At 55.7% G+C, this 19,256-nt stretch carries 15 protein-coding genes; 4 read left to right on the forward strand and 11 right to left on the reverse strand.

The genetic code is table 11. The features are described from left to right. From ACGS9J_RS02275 to ACGS9J_RS02315, 9 genes are all read right to left on the reverse strand, one after another. Positions 1-906, reverse strand: coding sequence for a glycosyltransferase family 2 protein (locus ACGS9J_RS02275; protein ID WP_442229459.1), 906 nt, complete (start codon positions 904-906; stop codon positions 1-3). 138 nt (positions 907-1,044) lie between these two features. After that, positions 1,045-1,893, reverse strand: a complete 849-nt coding sequence (locus ACGS9J_RS02280; protein ID WP_442229460.1) for an ATP-grasp fold amidoligase family protein — start codon at positions 1,891-1,893, stop codon at positions 1,045-1,047. After that, the gene (locus ACGS9J_RS02285) at positions 1,883-3,172 is read right to left on the reverse strand and encodes a flippase (protein WP_442229461.1); all 1,290 of its coding nucleotides are present in this window, start codon (positions 3,170-3,172) and stop codon (positions 1,883-1,885) included. Before ACGS9J_RS02285 ends, ACGS9J_RS02280 begins: the two co-directional genes overlap by 11 nt. A 4-nt stretch (positions 3,173-3,176) precedes the next feature. Further along, the gene (locus ACGS9J_RS02290; RefSeq protein ID WP_442229462.1) at positions 3,177-5,357 is read right to left on the reverse strand and encodes a polysaccharide biosynthesis tyrosine autokinase; all 2,181 of its coding nucleotides are present in this window, start codon (positions 5,355-5,357) and stop codon (positions 3,177-3,179) included. A gap of 27 nt (positions 5,358-5,384) precedes the next feature. Further along, positions 5,385-6,518 (reverse strand): polysaccharide export protein, encoded by a 1,134-nt coding sequence (locus ACGS9J_RS02295; RefSeq protein ID WP_442229463.1) that lies wholly within the window; start codon positions 6,516-6,518, stop codon positions 5,385-5,387. 249 nt (positions 6,519-6,767) lie between these two features. Continuing rightward, positions 6,768-7,817 (reverse strand): UDP-N-acetylglucosamine--undecaprenyl-phosphate N-acetylglucosaminephosphotransferase, encoded by a 1,050-nt coding sequence (wecA, locus tag ACGS9J_RS02300; RefSeq protein WP_442229464.1) that lies wholly within the window; start codon positions 7,815-7,817, stop codon positions 6,768-6,770. Between the two features lie 180 nt (positions 7,818-7,997). Beyond that, positions 7,998-8,954, reverse strand: a complete 957-nt coding sequence (locus tag ACGS9J_RS02305) for an NAD-dependent epimerase/dehydratase family protein (protein ID WP_442229465.1) — start codon at positions 8,952-8,954, stop codon at positions 7,998-8,000. 182 nt (positions 8,955-9,136) lie between these two features. Next, positions 9,137-10,036 carry a winged helix-turn-helix domain-containing protein gene (locus ACGS9J_RS02310; protein WP_442229466.1) on the reverse strand — a complete coding sequence of 300 codons (900 nt, stop codon included), beginning with the start codon at positions 10,034-10,036 and terminating at the stop codon, positions 9,137-9,139. Positions 10,037-10,815: 779 nt separating this feature from the next. Further along, entirely contained in the window at positions 10,816-12,204 is a 1,389-nt protein-coding gene (locus ACGS9J_RS02315; protein WP_442229467.1) for a NarK family nitrate/nitrite MFS transporter, read from the reverse strand. Positions 12,205-12,566: 362 nt separating this feature from the next. On the opposite strand from ACGS9J_RS02315, the gene narX reads away from it, so the two are divergent. Both narX and narL read left to right on the forward strand, forming a co-directional pair. Then, positions 12,567-14,351: a nitrate/nitrite two-component system sensor histidine kinase NarX gene (gene narX / locus ACGS9J_RS02320; RefSeq protein WP_442229468.1), complete on the forward strand. Its 1,785-nt coding sequence runs from the start codon at positions 12,567-12,569 to the stop codon at positions 14,349-14,351. A gap of 11 nt (positions 14,352-14,362) precedes the next feature. Next, positions 14,363-15,013 (forward strand): two-component system response regulator NarL, encoded by a 651-nt coding sequence (narL, locus tag ACGS9J_RS02325; protein WP_442229469.1) that lies wholly within the window; start codon positions 14,363-14,365, stop codon positions 15,011-15,013. Here narL and ACGS9J_RS02330 read toward each other — a convergent pair. Continuing rightward, positions 15,010-16,515: a YchO/YchP family invasin gene (locus tag ACGS9J_RS02330; RefSeq protein WP_442229470.1), complete on the reverse strand. Its 1,506-nt coding sequence runs from the start codon at positions 16,513-16,515 to the stop codon at positions 15,010-15,012. The two genes, narL and ACGS9J_RS02330, sit on opposite strands and share 4 nt — an antisense overlap. 526 nt (positions 16,516-17,041) lie before the next feature. On the opposite strand from ACGS9J_RS02330, the gene ACGS9J_RS02335 reads away from it, so the two are divergent. Continuing rightward, complete coding sequence (locus ACGS9J_RS02335; RefSeq protein ID WP_442229471.1) at positions 17,042-17,758, forward strand: prepilin peptidase; 717 nt, start codon at positions 17,042-17,044, stop codon at positions 17,756-17,758. A gap of 102 nt (positions 17,759-17,860) precedes the next feature. Beyond that, the gene (locus ACGS9J_RS02340) at positions 17,861-18,427 is read left to right on the forward strand and encodes a YbhB/YbcL family Raf kinase inhibitor-like protein (RefSeq protein ID WP_442229472.1); all 567 of its coding nucleotides are present in this window, start codon (positions 17,861-17,863) and stop codon (positions 18,425-18,427) included. Positions 18,428-18,431: 4 nt separating this feature from the next. Here the strand turns inward: ACGS9J_RS02340 and cobA are convergent, their stop codons facing one another. Beyond that, positions 18,432-19,247, reverse strand: a complete 816-nt coding sequence (gene cobA / locus ACGS9J_RS02345) for a uroporphyrinogen-III C-methyltransferase (RefSeq protein WP_442229473.1) — start codon at positions 19,245-19,247, stop codon at positions 18,432-18,434. Between the last annotated feature and the right edge of the window lie 9 nt (positions 19,248-19,256).

The following is a 19,256-nucleotide window of genomic DNA, read 5'->3' on the forward strand; positions in this document are numbered from 1 at the left end:
TCATCTCCGAAATCCCTCGCGGGCGGTACGTAGCAGACGCCCCCCCAGTGGAAACAGCCCCAGTCTGGCCAGGCAGTCGCCGTACAGTTTGATCGCCCTGAACTTGCTGCTCAGAGCATCCAGCTCCGTGCGCGATGAGTAGTAGTTGAATGCCTGCAAATTCTCGCTGTACAGCGAGGCCAGCAGGTGTTTGCAGGCAAAACCGCTGATGTAGCGGCCACTGGCATTGAGATAGGCGTCGATAAACTGCTCGCTGGCGTCGATATTCATCCGGCAGCGGTCGGTATCGGCATCGCCGCAGCGGATAAACACGCCGCGCCCCTCGTCAAAGGTCACCCTGGCCCCCAGATTGGTGGCGTTGACCAAAAACCCCCAGTCCTGGTACTTGTAGAGGAACTCCGGGAATAAAAATCGCCGGTCATCTTTTTTACGCAGGCTGATGGTCGAGGTGCGAATATCGCCCATGTCGAGAAATAAAAAGTCCGCACCCGCCGCGCCCTCTTTATAATCGAATCGATAACTGCGAACATTCCTGTCACTCACCGTGACGTAGTTGCCAAAGATAATGTCTATTCGGGTATCCTGATGGCGTTTCAGGCGGCGAATAATATAGTTGGTGTTAAACGAATCCTCGGGTTCCAGAAAGAAAACCACTTCCGCTCGCGCTAACCGAAAACCGGTATTGCACGAGGCCGCGGTATTGCGCCGCACTTTATTTTCATGCAAACGCGCCCGGCGATTGGCGACCAGCAGGTTGCGCATATTATCCAACTCTGGTTTGTCCGACGCGTTATCGACCACAATAATTTCATAGTCGAAACCGAAGCAGGCATTAGTCATCCTGACTAATGTGGTGGCCAAACTGGCGGAATTATTAAAAACGGGCATGACAATCGATAAGTCCATTTATTACCTCAACAATATATTATCATTTGGCAAGACAACGCTAATGCCAATGGAATAGCTTGTTATCCCAGAATATCCTTGTCCGGTTACTCCCCCCGTCCTGCGCGCTGAAATACGCGCAGCCTACCGGTTATTCAACTACTCCTGGAAATAACCTCCCCACTCTTGTTCAATAATTCCCGGTGTAAATCGTTGCAGGCCGGCTCCGGGAGTGAATGTCAACTCGCCAAAATAGATCCGCTCCTGCACCTGATAAAAATCGACGCGCACATAAGAGAATTGCTCCGCCACCTGATGCGCCAGTTTCAGCATCTGCTCCAACCGGCAGGGCTTGTCCATCGGCACCTCGCTGTTGGGCACCCCCATGCGGATCTCGGTGCGGTTCCAGTGAGCATCAAAAAAATCACGACGGTGATCGATAAAGCGCTGGTAATCAATCTGGATGAAAAAACGCACTTCTCCGCTGCGATTAAAACAGTGGATCTTGATATCATTCGGCGTCTTGCCGTCCTGCATCAACATTTTTTCCACCATAATGCACGGCGAAATATCCTTATAATGGCGTTCGCGGTAAACCTGGTAAAAATTCTGTCGCAACCAACTGTTGGTCAGCACCCTCAATTCGTTAAAGCTGGTCTGGCTTTTATCAAACACCAGCTTGTTATAACCACTGCCGTGGTTCGCCTTAATCACGAAGGCGTCAGGCAATGCCTCATACATTTCTTCAGTTAACTTTTCACCCTGAGCATAGAGTTCGATGAGGTATTCTTTCCCCCACAGTTTTTCAATGTATTCTCTGACCAGATATTTATCGGACAGTTGAGTATACATCGCCGGAGGATAGACTTTCCTGCGCATCAGTTTCTCGCTATACCCCCTCGGTTTAGCCAGATGCGGCACCTTGCGAAAAAATAAGGCGTATTTTAACTGATGATATAATGCGTCGGGTATATTACGGTAAAACCCCTTCACCAGATTATTTAGCATAAAGTTCTCGCACCTTCCCTATTAATTGCGGTAAACAACGGTAGCAGGTGACCTGCAAACGGGTAATTTGTCCCTTTCTGAAAAAACCGTTCAGGACAAAAAATGAAATAAACTCGGTAATCAACGTTGAAATCGCCGCCCCCAGAATGCCGTAACGCGGGATCAACATCAGATTCATCAGCACATTAGCCAAGGCCGCCAGCGGCATTTTTATCGCGATAAACCGGTAACCACCAAACAGGACAATCGCCCGATAGGAGACGGTGCCCATCACCGAGAACAGTGAGGTCACCGAACACAGCGCCAGAATGGTGGCGGTTTCACGGTAGCTGTCGCCAAACATCAGCGTGACTATCGGGCCGGGGAACAGCGACAGCAACAAAATCACCGGCATCGACAGCAGCAACACCACCAGATACAACAGCCGAATGCGCCCTTCCTGTTCGCTCAGGGAGTTGGCATTCGCCACCCCCGGCATCATCGAGGTGATCAGCGCAATCGGCACGAAGATCCAGCCCTGACTCAGGGTGATGGCCGCACTGTAAAGCCCGACGCTGTGCTCCCCCAGATAGTTGCCGATCATGATCTGGTCGATACGCGTGTAAATAACTATCGATAGCCCAGACACCGCCAGCGGCAGCCCCACTTTCAGCAGATAACGGCCATAACGTCGTTGGTGGCGCACGCTGATGGGCCGCAACCCGCCCTGTTCACGACGAAACAGCAGCCAGCGCACCCCGTACGGGAGCAGGCTGCTCAGCACATAGGGCAGCGCAAACCACTCCAGCGGCAGCCTGGCATGCACCAACGCCAGCCGCAAAATGATCGACAACAGCAGCGCCAAATTGTTGATCAGCGTGTTCAGTTTCGATTTCAGCAGGGCGTCGTAATAAATCTTATAAACGTCCTGCACCGAGAAATACGCGCTGGCCAGCATCAACGCCATCATGATCTGGCTGGTGTGGTCCTGCGTCAGCAGCGCCCAGGCCATCAGCGGCACGGCGATCAATGCAAACAGTTGCCGCCGCAGACGCATCGAGGCCAGCATCAACCGCATGCCGCTGTGCCGCTGGCGGGCTACACGGTTGAACAACACCGAGTCGGCCCCCAGTTGCACCAGCGGTACCGCGATGGCGATCACCGACAGCAAGTAGTTAATCAGCCCGTACTGCGCCGGCCCCAGATAGCGCGCAACGTAGACCGAAACGAAAATCCCCGACAGGCTCAGCGATACCCGCTCCAACATTAACCACAGGGAGTTCATCAGCATCGCTTTCATAGGGTTACTGAACCTTTTCCTGATGACTCGGGTAAGCAAAGGCATAGTAACCGGCGTCGGTGGCGGTCTTTTTCACCATGCCATTGAGGATCACCCCTTTAATGGCGACGCCATTTTGTTCGAAACGACGGATGCTGATCTCAATCTGCCTGACGGTGTTGACCTCAAAGCGCACCACCATCAGCGCCGTGCCGGCGTGGTGCCCAACAATCGCCGCGTCGGTCACCGCCAACACCGGCGGCGTGTCGATCAGCACCAGATCGTAATTCTGCCCTGCCCAGTGAAGAAAATCGGCAAAGCGCTGATGCATCAGCAGTTCGGACGGGTTCGGCGGCACCTGGCCACGCGGCACAAAATCCAGATTGGCGATATCGGTTTTCTTCACCGCCGTCGCCGGTTCAATCAGCCCGGACAGCATGTCCGAAAGCCCGGCCTTGGCGCTGTTATTCAACCAGCGGTGCAGAAAGCCTTTGCGCATGTCGGCGTCGATCAGCAACACCCGCTGCCCTGCCTGAGCAATCACCACCGCCAGATTGGTGCTGGTGAAGCTTTTGCCGCTGGCGGGGCTGGCGCCGGAGACCATCAGAATGTTGTTTTTGGCCTCCATCATGGCGAAATGCAAACTGGTGCGCAGGCTGCGAATGGCCTCCACGGATAAGTCTTCCGGCTCTTCCTGCGCCAAAATGGGCAGTTTGCCGCTGCTGCTTTTGGTCAACAGCTGTTGCTGAACCCGGTTGCGTTTTTGCTGCCATGGCGACAACGGTACCGTGGCGTAAACGCTGATACCGCGTTTTTCCAGCGTATCGGTATCGCTGATGCCGCGATGAAGCGCAGCACGCAGTACCACCACCGACGCCGATAGCACGCCGCCCATCAACAGCGCGAAGAAGACGATCATCGCCTTCTGCGGCTGTACCGGGCGCAGGCCGGTTTCCGCCTCATCGATAATACGGATGTTGCCCACGGTACCGGCCTTACTGATGCTTAATTCCTGCTGCTTGTTCATCAGTTGCATATAGACCTGCTGATCCACCTGCACGTCGCGGGTCAAACGCAAAATTTCCTGCTGGGTTTTCGGCAGGGTTTGCACCTGTTTGCCGAGCCGCGCTTTTTCCGCCTCCAGCGTGGCGCGTTTTTCCAACAGCGCGCGGTATGCCGGGTGTACGCGGGTATAAAGCTTGGAAATTTCCGCCTCTTTGAAGGTCAGCTCATTGAGCTGTCCCTCAAGCTGAACCTGGGTATCCAGCACCGATTTGGCCTCCAGCGACAGGTCTACCGAGTCGTTCTGCTGGCGAAATTGGTTAAGCTGGTTTTCGGCGTTATTGAGCGAGGTCTGGGTGCGCGGCAACTGTTCGTGCAGGAAGGCCAGCATACGCTGGGTCTCTTCGGTTTTGCGATCCACGTTCTGCTGCAGGTAATTATCGGTGATGCTTTTCAGCACCGCCTCTGCCCGCTGAGGATCCTCCCCCGCCAGGCTGAAGGTCATGATGCCGCTTTCCTTGCCGCCGGGGGCGACATCCAGGATGTTGCGCAGGTCGTCCACCGCTTTTTGGCGCGGAACGTTAACCACGGTGAAAGTGGTGCCCGGCGATGCCTCAAGCTCGCTGACGTTGACCGACCAGCCGCCCTGTTGCAGCCTTTGCCCCACAACGCCGCTGAACAGGGTTTTGCCGTCGTGGCTCAGGTTGTAATGCTGCGGATCATCGACGGTCAGGGTCAGTTCCTGGCCCTGCATCGCCGCCGGCACGGTCATCGAAGAGATGCGCAGCACCGGCGACACTTCGCCGCTCAGGCGGGCAAGGCCCTTGCCGAACAGCGGAAAATAGTCCGGGCTGATGCGCACCGTGAGGCCGAGGTCGTCGACGGTTTTACCAATCACATAGCGTGATTTCGCCAGCGAAACCTCATCCTGGGTCGCCGAATTCTGACCGATGCCGCCGATCGAGCTGTCCAGCGTTTCACGCAGCAGCGAGTCGCCCGAGAGCTGTTTTTCCACCTGTACCAGCGCGGTCGCCTGATAGATTGGCGTAGCCATCAGCGCATAGGCACAGCCCAGCATCCCGGCCACGCCGGTCACCAGCAGAATGCGCCAGCGGTTGTCCCACAGTGGGCCAATCAAGCGTTCCCATTCCAATTTGTCGTCCTGCTCAGCCATCACAATCGGCAATGCATTGTTCTTCATCATCGGTATTCCTTAAGTCACCATTACGGGTTACCAGTTACGAACCCGCAACGTGGCCTCGCTGAGGTCGTTGAAGCTGGAAATAGTCGGTACCAGCTGGCTGATCAGGCGGTTCCAGCGCGCCACCGGCGCCGCGGTGACGTACACCACGTCGTAGGGTTCCAGCTGGAATTCGGTGCCCATCGCCAGTGCGGCGGCATCAGACAGGTCGAACTGGTACAGCGACGCCAGGCGTTGGGGTTGTTTGCCGCCGTTCGGACGGATCACGAATATGCCGGTGGCGTCGGCCACCGTTTGGCTGATCCCTTCGGAGCTGCCCAGGGCTTCGGTCAGCGTCATGCCGCTGCGGTCCATTTTCAGCGTCGACTGCTTACCCACTTCGCCCATCACGAACACTTTCAGTTCGTCGTTGCGCGGCACATACAGGATGTCGCCCGGCGTCAACAGGTGGTTCTGGCTGATGTCGCCGCGTTGCATCAGCGCCTGCAGCGAGATCGGCTGCTCTTTGCCCTGGTGCGTCAGCACCACGTTGCGCCAGTCGGCGTTGTCGGTCAGCCCGCCGGCGGCGTTGATCGCATCGAGAATGGTCAGGGGCACGTTGGTCACGGCCTGCTGGCCAGAAGTTTTCACTTCCCCGGTGACGTAAACTTTCTGCGAGCGGAATGCGGCGATGCTGACATCCACCTGCGGGCTTTCTACGTAGGTCGCCAGGCGGCCGGCAATCTGATTGCGCACTTCGGTGACGGTTTTACCCACCACCTGAACCCGGCCGATGTACGGATAGAAGATGGCGCCGTCGGCATGTACCCAGTTGCCGGTGTCGCTGGCGCTGCGGTACTGCCCTGCCGGGGTGGTCAGTTCCGGATGATCCCAGACGGTAACGTTGAGCACGTCGCCAACGCCGATGCGGTACTGATAACTTTGCAACCGCTGGTCAAGAGCCGGGTTTGGCCGCGCGACCGGTTCGACCCGGCGCATTTTTTCCAGCAACATCGGCGTGACGCGATACACCTGGACCTGTTTGTCCAAATCGAAATCTTCGTCCTGCTGAGTCACTTTTTCTTTACCCTGGGTCGGCAGGTGTGAACCTGGAAACGCGGTGCAACCGCTGAGCAAGACGCTGGACAGCACCAGTGGCATCAAATGAGGCAAATGAAGGTTCATAACGGTACCGTGAAAAACGGGCCGCCGTTGCGGCCAGTTAGATTGATGACAAAGTTGTCTTCAAGTGTTGAGATACCCGGGCCTAGCGCACCGAGGGGCCATTATGGGACACGTCCATGTGTCCCACCCTGCGGGCCGACTCGAAGTCGTTCCCATTTGCTCCCGGCAAATGGGTCGGCGGACAAGCCGCTACGACCCCTTCGGCACGCTCTCCCTAATAACGGGCTTTGTCAGAGGCCCGAGGGAGGATTAACGATCGGCGGTAGGGTTATCGGTAAAAATCCTTGCCTGGCGCGGTTCGTGCAGCAGGGCAAAATAACCGAAGAAGCAAAACACAAAGGCCAACAGCATCAGGTGGTCCGGCAGTTGCAGCACCTCGCCGCAGATGCCGACGCAGGCCAGAGTGACCGCCAGCATGCAGCTCATGCCCAGCGCCTGACGCGCATTGAGCCCCCGGCGCATCAGAATGTGATGCAGGTGATCACGCCCGGCCTTAAACGGGCTCTGGCGACGCAGCAACCGGCGCGTCATCACCGTCACCATATCCATCAGCGGAATGGCAATCAGCCACAGCGCGGTCACCGGCCGCATCACGGCGTCTTCGCCCTGCGTGGCGACAATCAACAACCACAGCACGCTAAAGCCAATCACCATGCTGCCGGCATCCCCCATGAAAATCTTGTGGCGCGAACCGAACACGCTGAGGTTGAACAACAGGTAGGCCGCCAGCGCGGCTATCAGGCTCAGGCACCACAACGCCAGTGACTCATGGCCTGCCAGGCCGAACAGGATGGCCAGCGCCATAAAGGTGACGCAGGACAGTGCCCCGAGCTGGCCGTCGATACCGTCAACCATGTTATAAGCGTTGATCGCGCCCCACACCGCCAGCGGGGTGATCAGCAAGGCGGCGTAACCCAGCAGCCACTCCTGGTGACCCCACAGGTAACCGAAAGAAGACAGTTGCATCCCTGCCGCCAGCATCATCGCCAGCGCGATCCCTCCCTGCACAATGACGCGGGGCGCCACCGGCAGATCAAAACGGTCATCCAACACCCCCAGCAGCACCAGCGCGGTGATGCTCAACAAATAGATGGGGCTGTGCGGCAACCAGTCCGGTTGCCAAAGGGTCACCAGCGTCACGACCAGGTAAATGGCAATCCCGCCGACCAGCGGAACGTGGCCCTGGTGGCGCTTACGCGCATTGGGCTTATCCACTAACCCCACCGCCAGCGCTGCGCGGCGGGCAATAACCACCAGCATCAACGCCAAAATAAATATCACGCTCAGTTGATATAACATGGTTCCTCCAGCGAATAAGCACGCTACCGCCCTTGAGTTACAGCTCCCAATGCGCTATTAACAAAAATAAAATTGACAGCCCCAGGATATAAGTCAGCATGAGCCAATCCCGCTTAATACAGATTTATCTGCTTGTCAGAGGAAAAAAATAAATAACCCTAACCCGCAATAAAGTTATCTCTAGGAAAACTCGTGTTTAATTGTTTTTTCGATTGCCGAATCAAGTTCCACTGGCGCCACGAAATCACTTTGCACATTGCTTTTAAATTGCGTTCTGGCGCAGAATTTTTGCACTCGCACGCGACTAATAGGGAATTTACGATGACTTATTTTACTCACGACATCTAATGCCGTCGCACCGCAGATCCCAAATAAATAGGGAATGCGAATAGTCTTATTGTTTCTGCCTAATGAAGAGGAAATAACGTCAACCAGCTGATTCATGGTGAAGTCAGGTTTATCAACATAATTGCTGACCTGATAAGTGGCTTGCTGATCCAACGCATGCTCCAGTCTGGCGGCAATATTCTCAACGTAAGCCATGGACTTCATATTATTGCCGCTGCCAATCATCACGAAACGGCCGCTGGCTATTTGTCGGAACAGGTTATAAACGTTGCCACGGTTATTTTCACCAAACACCACCGTCGGGCGGATGATGGTTAATTTATTGCCGCCATCGGCTTTACGCCAGGCTTCATAAACATACTCCGCTTCCAGCTTGGATTTACCGTAATGGTTAAAGGGTTCAAAAACCCCGTCTTCACCGGTTTCCCGGGTCACGAAGCCGTAGACCGCCACGGAGGAGGTAAAAATAATCTGTTTGATGTTCAACGCCGATGCCGTCATGCAGACATTGCGCGCGCCATCCACGTTAACCTGATAATACAGTGAGACAGGATCGACATTATCCTGATGCTCGGCGGCAAGGTTGATCACCGCGTCACAACCCGCCAATGGCTGTTGCAATGTCTGAGGCTGAGTAACATCACCAAACTGATAGAGTTCAGGAAAATGCTCACTCGGTTTTTTATCCACGATGGTCAACACCAGGTCGTCACGCACACTCAGACGCTTAACCAAACGCGTGCCGATAAAGCCGGAACCCCCGATGATCGCTACTTTACGCTTATCCATAATTTGTCACTCAACCCGATTTTCCATTATTCCCCACCACACCATTGAGGCAGGACGCTAATTCGCGTTAGAACATGGAAACCAGACTGGACAAAACAGACCCGGCTTTCAAATAACAAATAATGAAATAAAAATATGAGCCAAATGTAAAATTATCGATAAAGGTGAAATGTCATTTCGCGCTAATTTTTAACATCGTAAGCGACCTGATATTCCATGATTTTATTCGGCAGTATGAGATTAATCTTACCCGAGCCCTGTGCATCCGAAGTTTCGTATTTCACCGGCTGTTTCAGCTTGCCTTGTTTGGGATCGACACATTCAATGGTTGCCTGCTCGAGGCTTTCCCCCTGATACAGGCAAAGCAGCGTTTGCGGGCTGTTGGTCCGGGCGTTGTTCAGCGTCAGTGTCAACACCACGCGGGTATTGTTTTGAATGTCATTGATAATGGGCGGGCGAGTTTGATTCCCCAGTACATAGGAAAAATGTGAAATAATCAGCAACGACACGAATACCGACAGGTATTTCACAACTCTGACGGCAGGCACGGAGAAAAAACCGGCCGCCGCCGGAATTTTTTTTCTGACCGTCGTATTTTTAAGCGCCCCTGGCGTAACAGAGGGCGCGGCGGGAACAATATTCTCATCCTCCGACTCTATTTCTTCAGCAGTAATTTCATCCTGCTTATCGTCACTTTCAGAAAGTTCCGCTTGAATATCTTTATTAACATCGTTGTCGGCACTCCATATTTCATCAGCGACATATTCTTCCTCTTCAGAAATAAAGTGAAAAACGGCCTTATTTTCCACCTTATAACCCAGGCGCGGAATAGTTCTGATAAGTGTATGCTCAGCATCACCGATTTTTTGACGAATTGATTTAATTGTTTGATTTATCGTTGAATCTGAACAGTAAGTTCCTTTCCATATGTTTTCTATAATTTCCGCACGACTAACCAGCTCGGGGGATCTGGCGACAAGAAGTGAAAGTATCTGATACTCCTTCCAACGTAGACGGAATTTTTCCCTGGACGGTGTCAGAACATCTAGATTCCTAATCTTTATTCTTTTATCAAGATTCACTTTTAATTTCCTTAGCGTGCCTGTCCTGCACACTTTGTATAGAAATATGAAAAAATGTTCAAGAAATTAAATGTAAACTCAACAGGTTGCATTCATGGGATATTTATTTTTATAAAAAATTACTGATTTCATTTTTTACAACACCTCTCAAAAGGAGGTTATGATTCTTTGAATGACTTTATTTCCCTGTTGGAAACATGGTTTCTCATCATGTTTTCCGGCAATAAAAACCGCTTATCTTATTGTTTTAAAACATCAAATGTAATAATGTTATCGATTTGTTATTTAAATGAAATTGTGAAATTTCATTCTGACACCGATCGATATCATCTGTTTTTCCACCTAATCCGATTGCCAGACAGCCTACAAAAAGCCTGCCAAAACAGAATGAGAGTTATCTGATTTAGTCCCTCTTGGAATGCCAGGTTAAAATATAGCACCAAATACAAAGGCATATTGTTAACTTGATGAAATGAATCTCTGCTCATGCGAAGAAACAGAATTTCATTGCCGCATGACGCGGCATTCACAGTGCTTTATTTGGGTAAGGAATTCGACGTGGAAATGAAAAAATAACGTGCGAATAACATTTTTGGCAAAGACAGTGGGAAATCACGGCGGGAGAGATGCGCTTATAAACAAAGGGAAAAACAGCGCGCAATAATAAGAATATTACCTAAAATGGCGGGAATTTCACTGGGGACGTAAAAGCTTCACTTAAAGAGGGGATAAAAAGCTCCTCCCCTGTCGGGGAGGAACGGGTATTGCACAACGCTTTTTTATTTTTTACGGCCGTACACCACCCAGGTGACCAACACGCACACCACGTAAAACACCAGGAAGATTTTCATCGCGCCCGCCGGTGAACCGGTTAATGCCAGCGAGGTGCCGAAAGCCTGCGGAATAAAGAAGCCGCCGGCGGCACCAATCGCAGAGATAAAGCCCAATGCCGCCGCAGAGTCGGTGACCGCTTCACGTTGAGCGCTTTCGTCACTGCCGCCGGCCGCCTTAACCCGGTCGACGGTAATTTTACGAAAGATAACGGCAATCATTTGGAAGGTGGAACCACTGCCCAGGCCGGCAGTGAGGAACAACAGCATAAAGACGCTGTAAAACGCGATAAACGATCCTGCATGCCCTGCTCCCGGTAACGTCAGGAACAGTAAGGCGGCAAACACCGCCATCAGCACAAAGTTAATCAGCGTCACGCGGATACCGCCGAAGCGATCGGACAGCGCCCCGCCCACCGGCCGTGCCAGCGCCCCCAGGAAGGGACCGAAGAAGGCATAATGCAGGATCACCACGTCCGGGAACTGGGTTTTGGACAGCATGGCGAAGCCGGCGGAAAAGCCGATAAAGGAACCAAAGGTGGCGAGGTACAACAGGCTCAGCACCCACAGGTGGCCGCGTTTAAGCACCGGCAGTTGCTGACGCAGCGACGCTTTAGAGGCCGCCAGGTCATTCATGCCAAACCAGGCCGCCAGCGTGCCTACCAACAGAAACGGCACCCAGATCCAGGCCGCGTTCTCCAGCCACAGCGCGCTGCCGTCCGGCTGCGCCTGAGCGGTTCCGCCAAATGCGCCGAAAATAGCGACGGAGATGGCCAGGGGAGCCACCAACTGCATCACGCTCACGCCCAGATTGCCCAAACCGCCGTTCAGACCCAAAGCGCCACCCTGTTTGGCCTTGGGAAAGAAGAAGCTGATATTGGCCATGCTGGAGGCGAAGTTGGCGCCGGCAAAACCGCACAACAGGGAAATAATGACAAACACGCCATAAGGGGTGCCGGCGTCCTGTACCGCAAAGCCCAGCCACAGGCAGGGCACCAGCAGGAAACAGGTGCTGATGGCCGTCCAGCGGCGTCCGCCGAACATCGGGATCACAAAGGAATACGGCACGCGCAGGATGGCGCCGGAAACGGAAGGTAACGCGGTGAGCAGGAACAGTTGATCGGTGGTGAAATTGAAGCCAACTTTGTTCAAATTGACCGCTACTGCGCTAAACAACATCCAGACGCAGAAGGCCAATAACAGGCAAGGAATGGAAATCCACAGGTTGCGATTAGCAATGCGGTGGCCACGCTGCTGCCAAAATGCGGCATCCTCAGGTTGCCAGTTCTGAATAACCGCATCGGTTTGTTTTGATAACGACGTTGCAGATTGCGACATAAAAACCTCAGACACAGGATGATAACTTCGCTCACCCTAGGCGGCGTCCCCTACGGCAAAGTTGATGTAAATCAACCCGGATGCAGGTAGCCAAATGCCGAAAAATGCCCGCCATCCCTTTATGAGTAACCGGCGAACGACGGTAAAAACAAAACAAATCAAGCGATTGAAAATCCCCCTGTCCCACCGTCGTGCACCCGCAATGCAGGGCGGAAACTAATGGGTACTTCGTTAGAGGTATGGGGTTATGTCGGGGTATGATGAAAAATAACGCTGAATCGTTACCACTTTCGCTGGCACCACCTGCTTTCGCCCTCTGGTTTCCAGCCGTTGTCTTGCTATGCGCCGGGGATCCAACGCTTATGAAACGCCTGTTAGCTCCGCTTTCCATCGTTAACCAGGTGGCCATCCTGATGTTGCTGCTGGGCATCCTGGGGGTGGCCGGCATGAGCATATCCGCCTGGATGTCGCAGAGCATTCAGGGCAATGCGCACGCCATTAATAAAGCCGGTTCGTTACGGATGCAGAGCTACCGCCTGCTGGCGCAGGTGCCGCTGGATGCACACAGCGAAACCCTGATACGCGAGCTGGAACAGGATGCAAACAGCCCCGACCTGCAACGGCCGGTGGAACAAGAAGGCTTGACCGAACAATTTCAGGGGCTGCACGACTACTGGCGCCTGACGCTGTTGCCGCAGCTGCGCGAGGCCCGCCAACCGGCCGATGCTGCGCCGCAGGTGGTTCATTTCGTCTCCCTGCTGGATGCGCTGGTCTCGGACATCGACCGCCATACCGAACGCCGGTTGCTGACGGTCACGCTGGTGCAGGCGGTGTTTATCGCACTGACGCTGCTGCTGTTGGTCGGCACCATATGCTACCTGCGCCGTCGCTTGCTGCACCCCTGGCGGCAATTGGTGGCGATGGCGCTGTCGGCAGGCCGTGGCGATTTCAGCCGTCGGTTTGCCCAACGTGGGCATCAGGATGAAATGGCCTCGCTCGGCGGCGCGTTAAACACCATGTCCGACGAACTGGCCGCCATGTACAGCGGGCTGGAGCAGCGGGTGGCGGAAAAGACCGCCGATCTGCAGCAAAAAAATCAGGTGTTGAGCTTTTTGTATCGCGCCAGCCGCCAGTTGCATGCCAATGAGCCTCTGTGCAGCCGCCTGACGCCGATACTCAATCAGCTGCAAACCCTGACACCGTTACGCGACATCCAGGTACGGCTGTACGAAAACAACAGCCAGGAACAGTTTGTACAGCTGAGCGGCAACCAGCCGCTGCGGCCGGAATACTGCAATAATCCGGTGTGCAGCGCCTGCCTGAACGACGACGATCAGCAGCATGCCAATTACCCTTCGTTGAGCTGGAGCCTGAGCGACAAATTGGGAGATTACGGCGTGATTGTCGCGCAACATGCGCCACAGCGGCCGTTGAATGATGATCATCGGCAGTTGATGAATACGCTGGTCGAACAGCTGACCAGCGTGCTGGCGATTGAACGCCAGGTGGATCACCAACAGCAGTTGATGCTGATGGAAGAACGCGCGGCGATAGCGCGCGAACTGCATGACTCCATTGCCCAGTCGCTGTCGTGCCTGAAGATGCAGATCAGCTGCCTGCAAATGCAGGGCGCGGAGCTTTCGCCTGCCAACCTGGCGCTGGTGCAACAGATGCGTGAAGAGCTGAACATGGCCTATCGCCAACTGCGTGAGCTGCTGACCACCTTCCGTCTGCGGCTGACGGAGCCGGGGCTGCTGGCGGCGTTGCAGTCCTCGGTGCAGGAGTTCAGTCAACGACTCGGCATCACCATCAGCCTCGATTATCAATTAACGCCGCGCACGGTGCCCGCTTATCAGGCTATCCACCTGTTGCAAATTGCCCGCGAAGCGTTAAGCAATATCCACAAACATGCCCAGGCCAGCCAGGTGAGCATTCAGGTGATCAATCAACGGGGCGAAGTCACCCTGAGCGTCTGCGATAACGGCTGCGGACTGCCTCCAGATACGCTTCGCCCCGATCACTACGGCCTGATCATTATGCGCGACCGCGCCAAAAGCCTGCACGGCCGCTGCGAAATTTTGCCCCGCAGCGGCGGCGGCACTGAAGTCCGGGTGATATTCAAACCGGACAACCACGCCATCGACTAATGGGAGAAACCATGACGACCGAAACTGCCGCCACCATTTTACTGATTGATGACCACCCGATGCTGCGCAATGGCGTAAAACAGCTTATCGCCATGGACCCCCGCCTGCAGGTGATTGCGGAAGCCGGCAACGGTGAACAGGGCGTGGCACTGGCCGAGGAGCAGGATCCTGATCTGATCCTGCTTGATCTGAACATGCCGGGTATTAACGGGTTGGAAACGCTGGATCGCCTGCGGATGACCGCGCTCTCCGGCCGCATCGTGGTGTTTAGCGTGTCGAACCACGAAGACGACGTGGTCAGCGCGCTAAAACGCGGCGCAGATGGCTACCTGCTGAAAGACATGGAGCCGGAAGAACTGTTGAAAGCGCTGCATCAGGCGGCCGCGGGCCAGATGGTGTTGAGCGAGGCGTTGACGCCAATCCTGGCTGCCAGCCTGCGTGAGAACCGCCCCAGTGCCGAACGGGATATCCAGCAACTCACGCCGCGCGAGCGCGATATTCTCAAGCTGATTGCCCAGGGTCTGCCGAACAAGATGATCGCCCGTAAGCTGACCATCACCGAAAGCACCGTCAAGGTGCACGTCAAACACCTGTTGAAGAAAATGAAGCTGAAATCGCGCGTTGAAGCCGCGGTCTGGGTGTTGCAGGGCAAGAACGGCTAGTTACCGCCGTTCAACGGCCCGGTCTCTGCCGGAATGGCCGGCGTTTGCAGTATTTTAGCCGGTGGCAAACCGGCGTCACCCCCGGAGGAGGCCGTCAGCGGCGGCGTCACCTGCAATTGGATCCAGTTGGAGGTCACCAACTGCTGCTTGTCGTCTTCCAGCGTGACCGACAGACGGTAACTGTTTGCCGCGCCCGGCGCAGTATCCCATTGCGGTACAATCAGGCTCCAGCCGTGCGGATCGTTACTGTTTTGCGACGGTGTCAGGCTCAGCGCCTGAGTATCGCCCTGCCAGCTGACCCGGGTAATCTTGTTGGTGGTTTTAATCTCCAGCTTCAACGGCAGCGTCTCCCCCGGCTGCAAGCTCCAGGGTGGCGTGGCCAGGAACACCTGTAGCGTTTTACGCTGCTTGAACGCCATCACCGGCACATTTTTCCGTTCGATATTGTCATAGCGGCTGCCGCGCAGCGATTTGGCCTGGGCCACATACTCCGGCGATATCTGCTTCACCAGCGGCACGCCAAGCCGATAGCTCAGCGCCAGTTCGACCTGATCCTGACTAACCCCGCCTTCGCCCATCTTGTGCAGCGCTTTCACCGTCACCAGCGGCACCGGGGTGTAATTCAGCCCCAACTGCATGGCGCGCGGGTCGTTTTGCTTTTTGCCGCTGCCAAACAGATCCACGTTCTCCCCCCAGTACTGCTCGTAGCTGAGCGAGCCGCCAATCTGGCGGTAAAATGGCAGGTAGCCCTGGGTGGTAATGTCATAACCGCTGGCTGGGCGGCTGAGAAACTCGGCGTTATCGGACTGTTGCGCCAGCGCCGATAACGGGTAGTAATAGTTGGCGGAAAAACGCAGGAAATCCCCCCAGGCCTCGGCCCCCAGACTGGCGCGGTTATGATGCCGTTCGAAATCGCTGTCGAGCACCGTGTTATACCCCAGCAGCCAATCGCCGGCGACCCAGCGCTGCCCCAGCCCCAGATTGCCCAGCGAGCCCTGGCTTTGCTGCAACAAACCGAGCTGGCTGTAGGTCAGCAAGCCATTGACGTCATACAACGGGCTGAACAACTGGCCGCTGCTGCCGGCAAAATCCCCCTGGTCGGACATCACCAGCGACAGCTTGGCGGTTCCCAGCGGCGAGAGCAGTTCCTGTGCCTGCTGTTGCAGCACGGTACTGGCTTGCCCTACCGCGTAACTTTCGGCGCGGGTACGCATCTGCTGGCTTGAAACGTTATTCAGGTCACGTTCGCCCAGCTGTTTGGCCATGGTAGCCCACTCTTTCTCGCGCTCGGCATCATTCGAGGGGCTGCCGCCCAATTCTGGCAGAGTGTCGTTGGCATTCGATCTATGACTCACGGAGGGCGGCGCAGGCGGGGATTCGGCATAGGCGGGTAAGCCGCCCAGCAGCCACGCCAACCCCACCGCCGGTAAACTGGCAGGGCGAGAGAAGAAATAAACGGCTTTATGCAATTTGTAACGTGCTTTAGGAATAACGTCTGTCATGACACCGCCGCCGTCCCCTCATCCAGAGAGTGGGCAGATAAACCTTTTTTGCTGCGGCCGCTCCAGGCAGCAGAACACCTAACCGTGCGCACCTATCGTACCGGGTGTTTGACCCTGTCGGGCGCCGAGGCGCCAAAGTGCATCATGAACCCTAAAGTCTAATCAGTTTCTGATAAGAAACCATCAGATAAACCTCAGTTTATTTTGTGACACCGTAACAAATCACCCCTGATTGCCTCTCCGTGGCTGGCCCACCAGGATCACGCCCGAGCACTCACCGCCTGACAGGATAAATTCACTAAATTTCATTGCTGATTTTGCCCAAATAACGGCCACCCTTCATCCACAACAATAAGCAATGGGTTGATTTTGCTGGGAGGCGCGCAATTTCAGTGTATTTCACTTGGCACTGCAGCCAGGTTTGCGGCCGCCTGCGCAAAACGCGCAATAGCCGAGAAATTGTTCGACGGTGAAACCCATTTTGCCGCTATTTTGAACGCTAATTTCAGCTCGGCAAGGACGCGTTATGTTCGACGATTCACCGTTAGATCTCTGGTTCCGGGGCGTATTTATCCTGGCCATGTTGCTGTCGGCCGCCGTCGCCAAACGGCTCATTGATTCCCAGGCTCAAGCTCTGGTGCCACAGCCGCGACCCTTAAAAATGCGCACCCTGATGTTGATCGCCGTCAGCGCCGGATTGACGACATGGCCTTTTAGCCTCTCGCCTGTGCAGCGGTTCTTGTTGCTGCCGGTGGCCACCGTATTGATCGCGCTGGCGCTGATCGACTGGCGGCATGGGTTATTGCCGGATCGCCTGACCCAGCCGCTGTTATGGGCCGGGCTGCTGGCTAATCAACAGGGCTGTTTTACCTCGTTGAACGAGGCGGTTACCGGGGCCGCCGTCGGCTATCTGTCGTTAGGGTTGCTTAACGCCCTTTACCGCTACCGGCGGAAAACCGATGGCATCGGCCAGGGGGACTTTAAATTGCTGGCAGCCCTGGGGGCCTGGACCGGCTGGGCTGCCCTGCCGATGTTGGTCACCGGCGCGGCAATGGTGGGGTTATGCGTGGCGGCGGTGGCCTATTTACGCCACAAATCCGGCTGGCATGCCCCACTGCCGTTTGGCCTGTTCCTGGCCCTTTCCGGCTGGTGGAGCCTGCTGGCGACGGCCGACCGGGATCTCACGCCGTTCATCAAGGGAAATTCCGCCATTTCAGCTTATTTCATCCCGACGGCGGAGTAACGTCGCCCTTTGGCCGCTGTTATAGCCGACTGTTGAGCCCACTGTTATAGCGAGCCGGCGTCTGCGCCACTATGCTTTATTCAAGCAAACACAGGAGGCTGTATGATCGGTCGTGGTTTATCCGCACTCGCGCTCAGCGCGGCATTACTTACCGGTTCGTTGTCGTTCGCCGCACAGGCCACCGGCACCTTTACCCTCAGCTCACCGGCGTTTCAGGACGGCGGCATGCTGGCGCAGAAATATGCCGGTGCCACACCGGGCAACGCCAGTTGCACCGGCGACAATGTGTCACCCCCGCTGAGCTGGGCCAACCCACCGGCAGGTACCACCAGCTTCGCCCTGCTGCTGTCCGATCCCGAGGGCCGCGCCGGTTTGGGCGTCAGTCATTTGGTCGCCTATGGCATTCCCGCGACGGCCAGCCATTTCGCCGAAGGCGATCTTACCCAGGGCAAAGGCTTTGTCGGCGGTAAAAACTCGCCGGGCACCGCGGTTTATCACGGCCCATGCCCACCGGCCGGTTCCGGGTTGCACCACTATACCTTCGTGCTGATCGCCACCGATCTCCCGCCCCATGCGCTGGGCCCGGGGTTAACCCGCGAACAGCTATTGGAAAAATTGCAGGGCCACGCCAAGGGCGGTGCGGGGATTATCGGTCGCTTCGGCCAATAGCCGTTCAGGCTGGCAGCGCAGCTTCGGGCTGTGCGGCGATGATACTCGCTGCGCGGTACAGGCTGACCACCTCACCAATCACCAACAGGCTGGGTGAAACGGGTCGCTGGTGGGCGATCAACGCCGGTAAGGCTGACAGGGTGCCAATCAACACCCGCTGCTGTGGCAAGGTGCCGCGCTCAATAATCGCCAACGGCGTCTGTGCCGCCATGCCATGGCGTATCAGCTGTGCGGCAAGGGTTTCACTGCGGGTCAGCCCCATGTAAAACACCAGCGTCTGGCCCGCAGTGACCAAGCCTCGCCAATCCAGATCGGCTTCGCCGTTGCGGCCATGCCCAGTCACAAACCGTACCGATTGCGCGTAGTCGCGGTGGGTCAGCGGAATGCCGCTCGCCGCCGCACAACCGCTGGCGGCGGTGATCCCCGGCACCACGTGACAGACCACGCCATGGCGCTGCAATTGCGCCATCTCTTCCCCGCCACGACCAAAAATAAAAGGGTCGCCGCCTTTTAACCGCACCACCCGGTTGCCGGCCTGCGCCAGTTCCACCAACAGTTGGTCAATCTCCCTTTGCGACAGAGTGTGGCAGCCCATGGATTTCCCCACGTCAATTCGCAGCGCCTCCGGCGGCAACAAAGCCATTACCGCCGGGGAAACCAGCCGATCAAACACCACCACCTCTGCCTGCCGGATCACCCGCAGTGCCTTTAAGGTCAGCAGTTCCGCATCCCCCGGCCCCGCCCCCACCAGCCATACTTCGCCGCCGCGCACCGGCTGGTGCCGATCGCCGGCTCGCATCAATCGTTCAATCGCGTTCATGTCACCACC

The organism is Serratia quinivorans (assembly GCF_052113645.1).
Classification (GTDB): Bacteria; Pseudomonadota; Gammaproteobacteria; order Enterobacterales; family Enterobacteriaceae; genus Serratia; species Serratia quinivorans_B.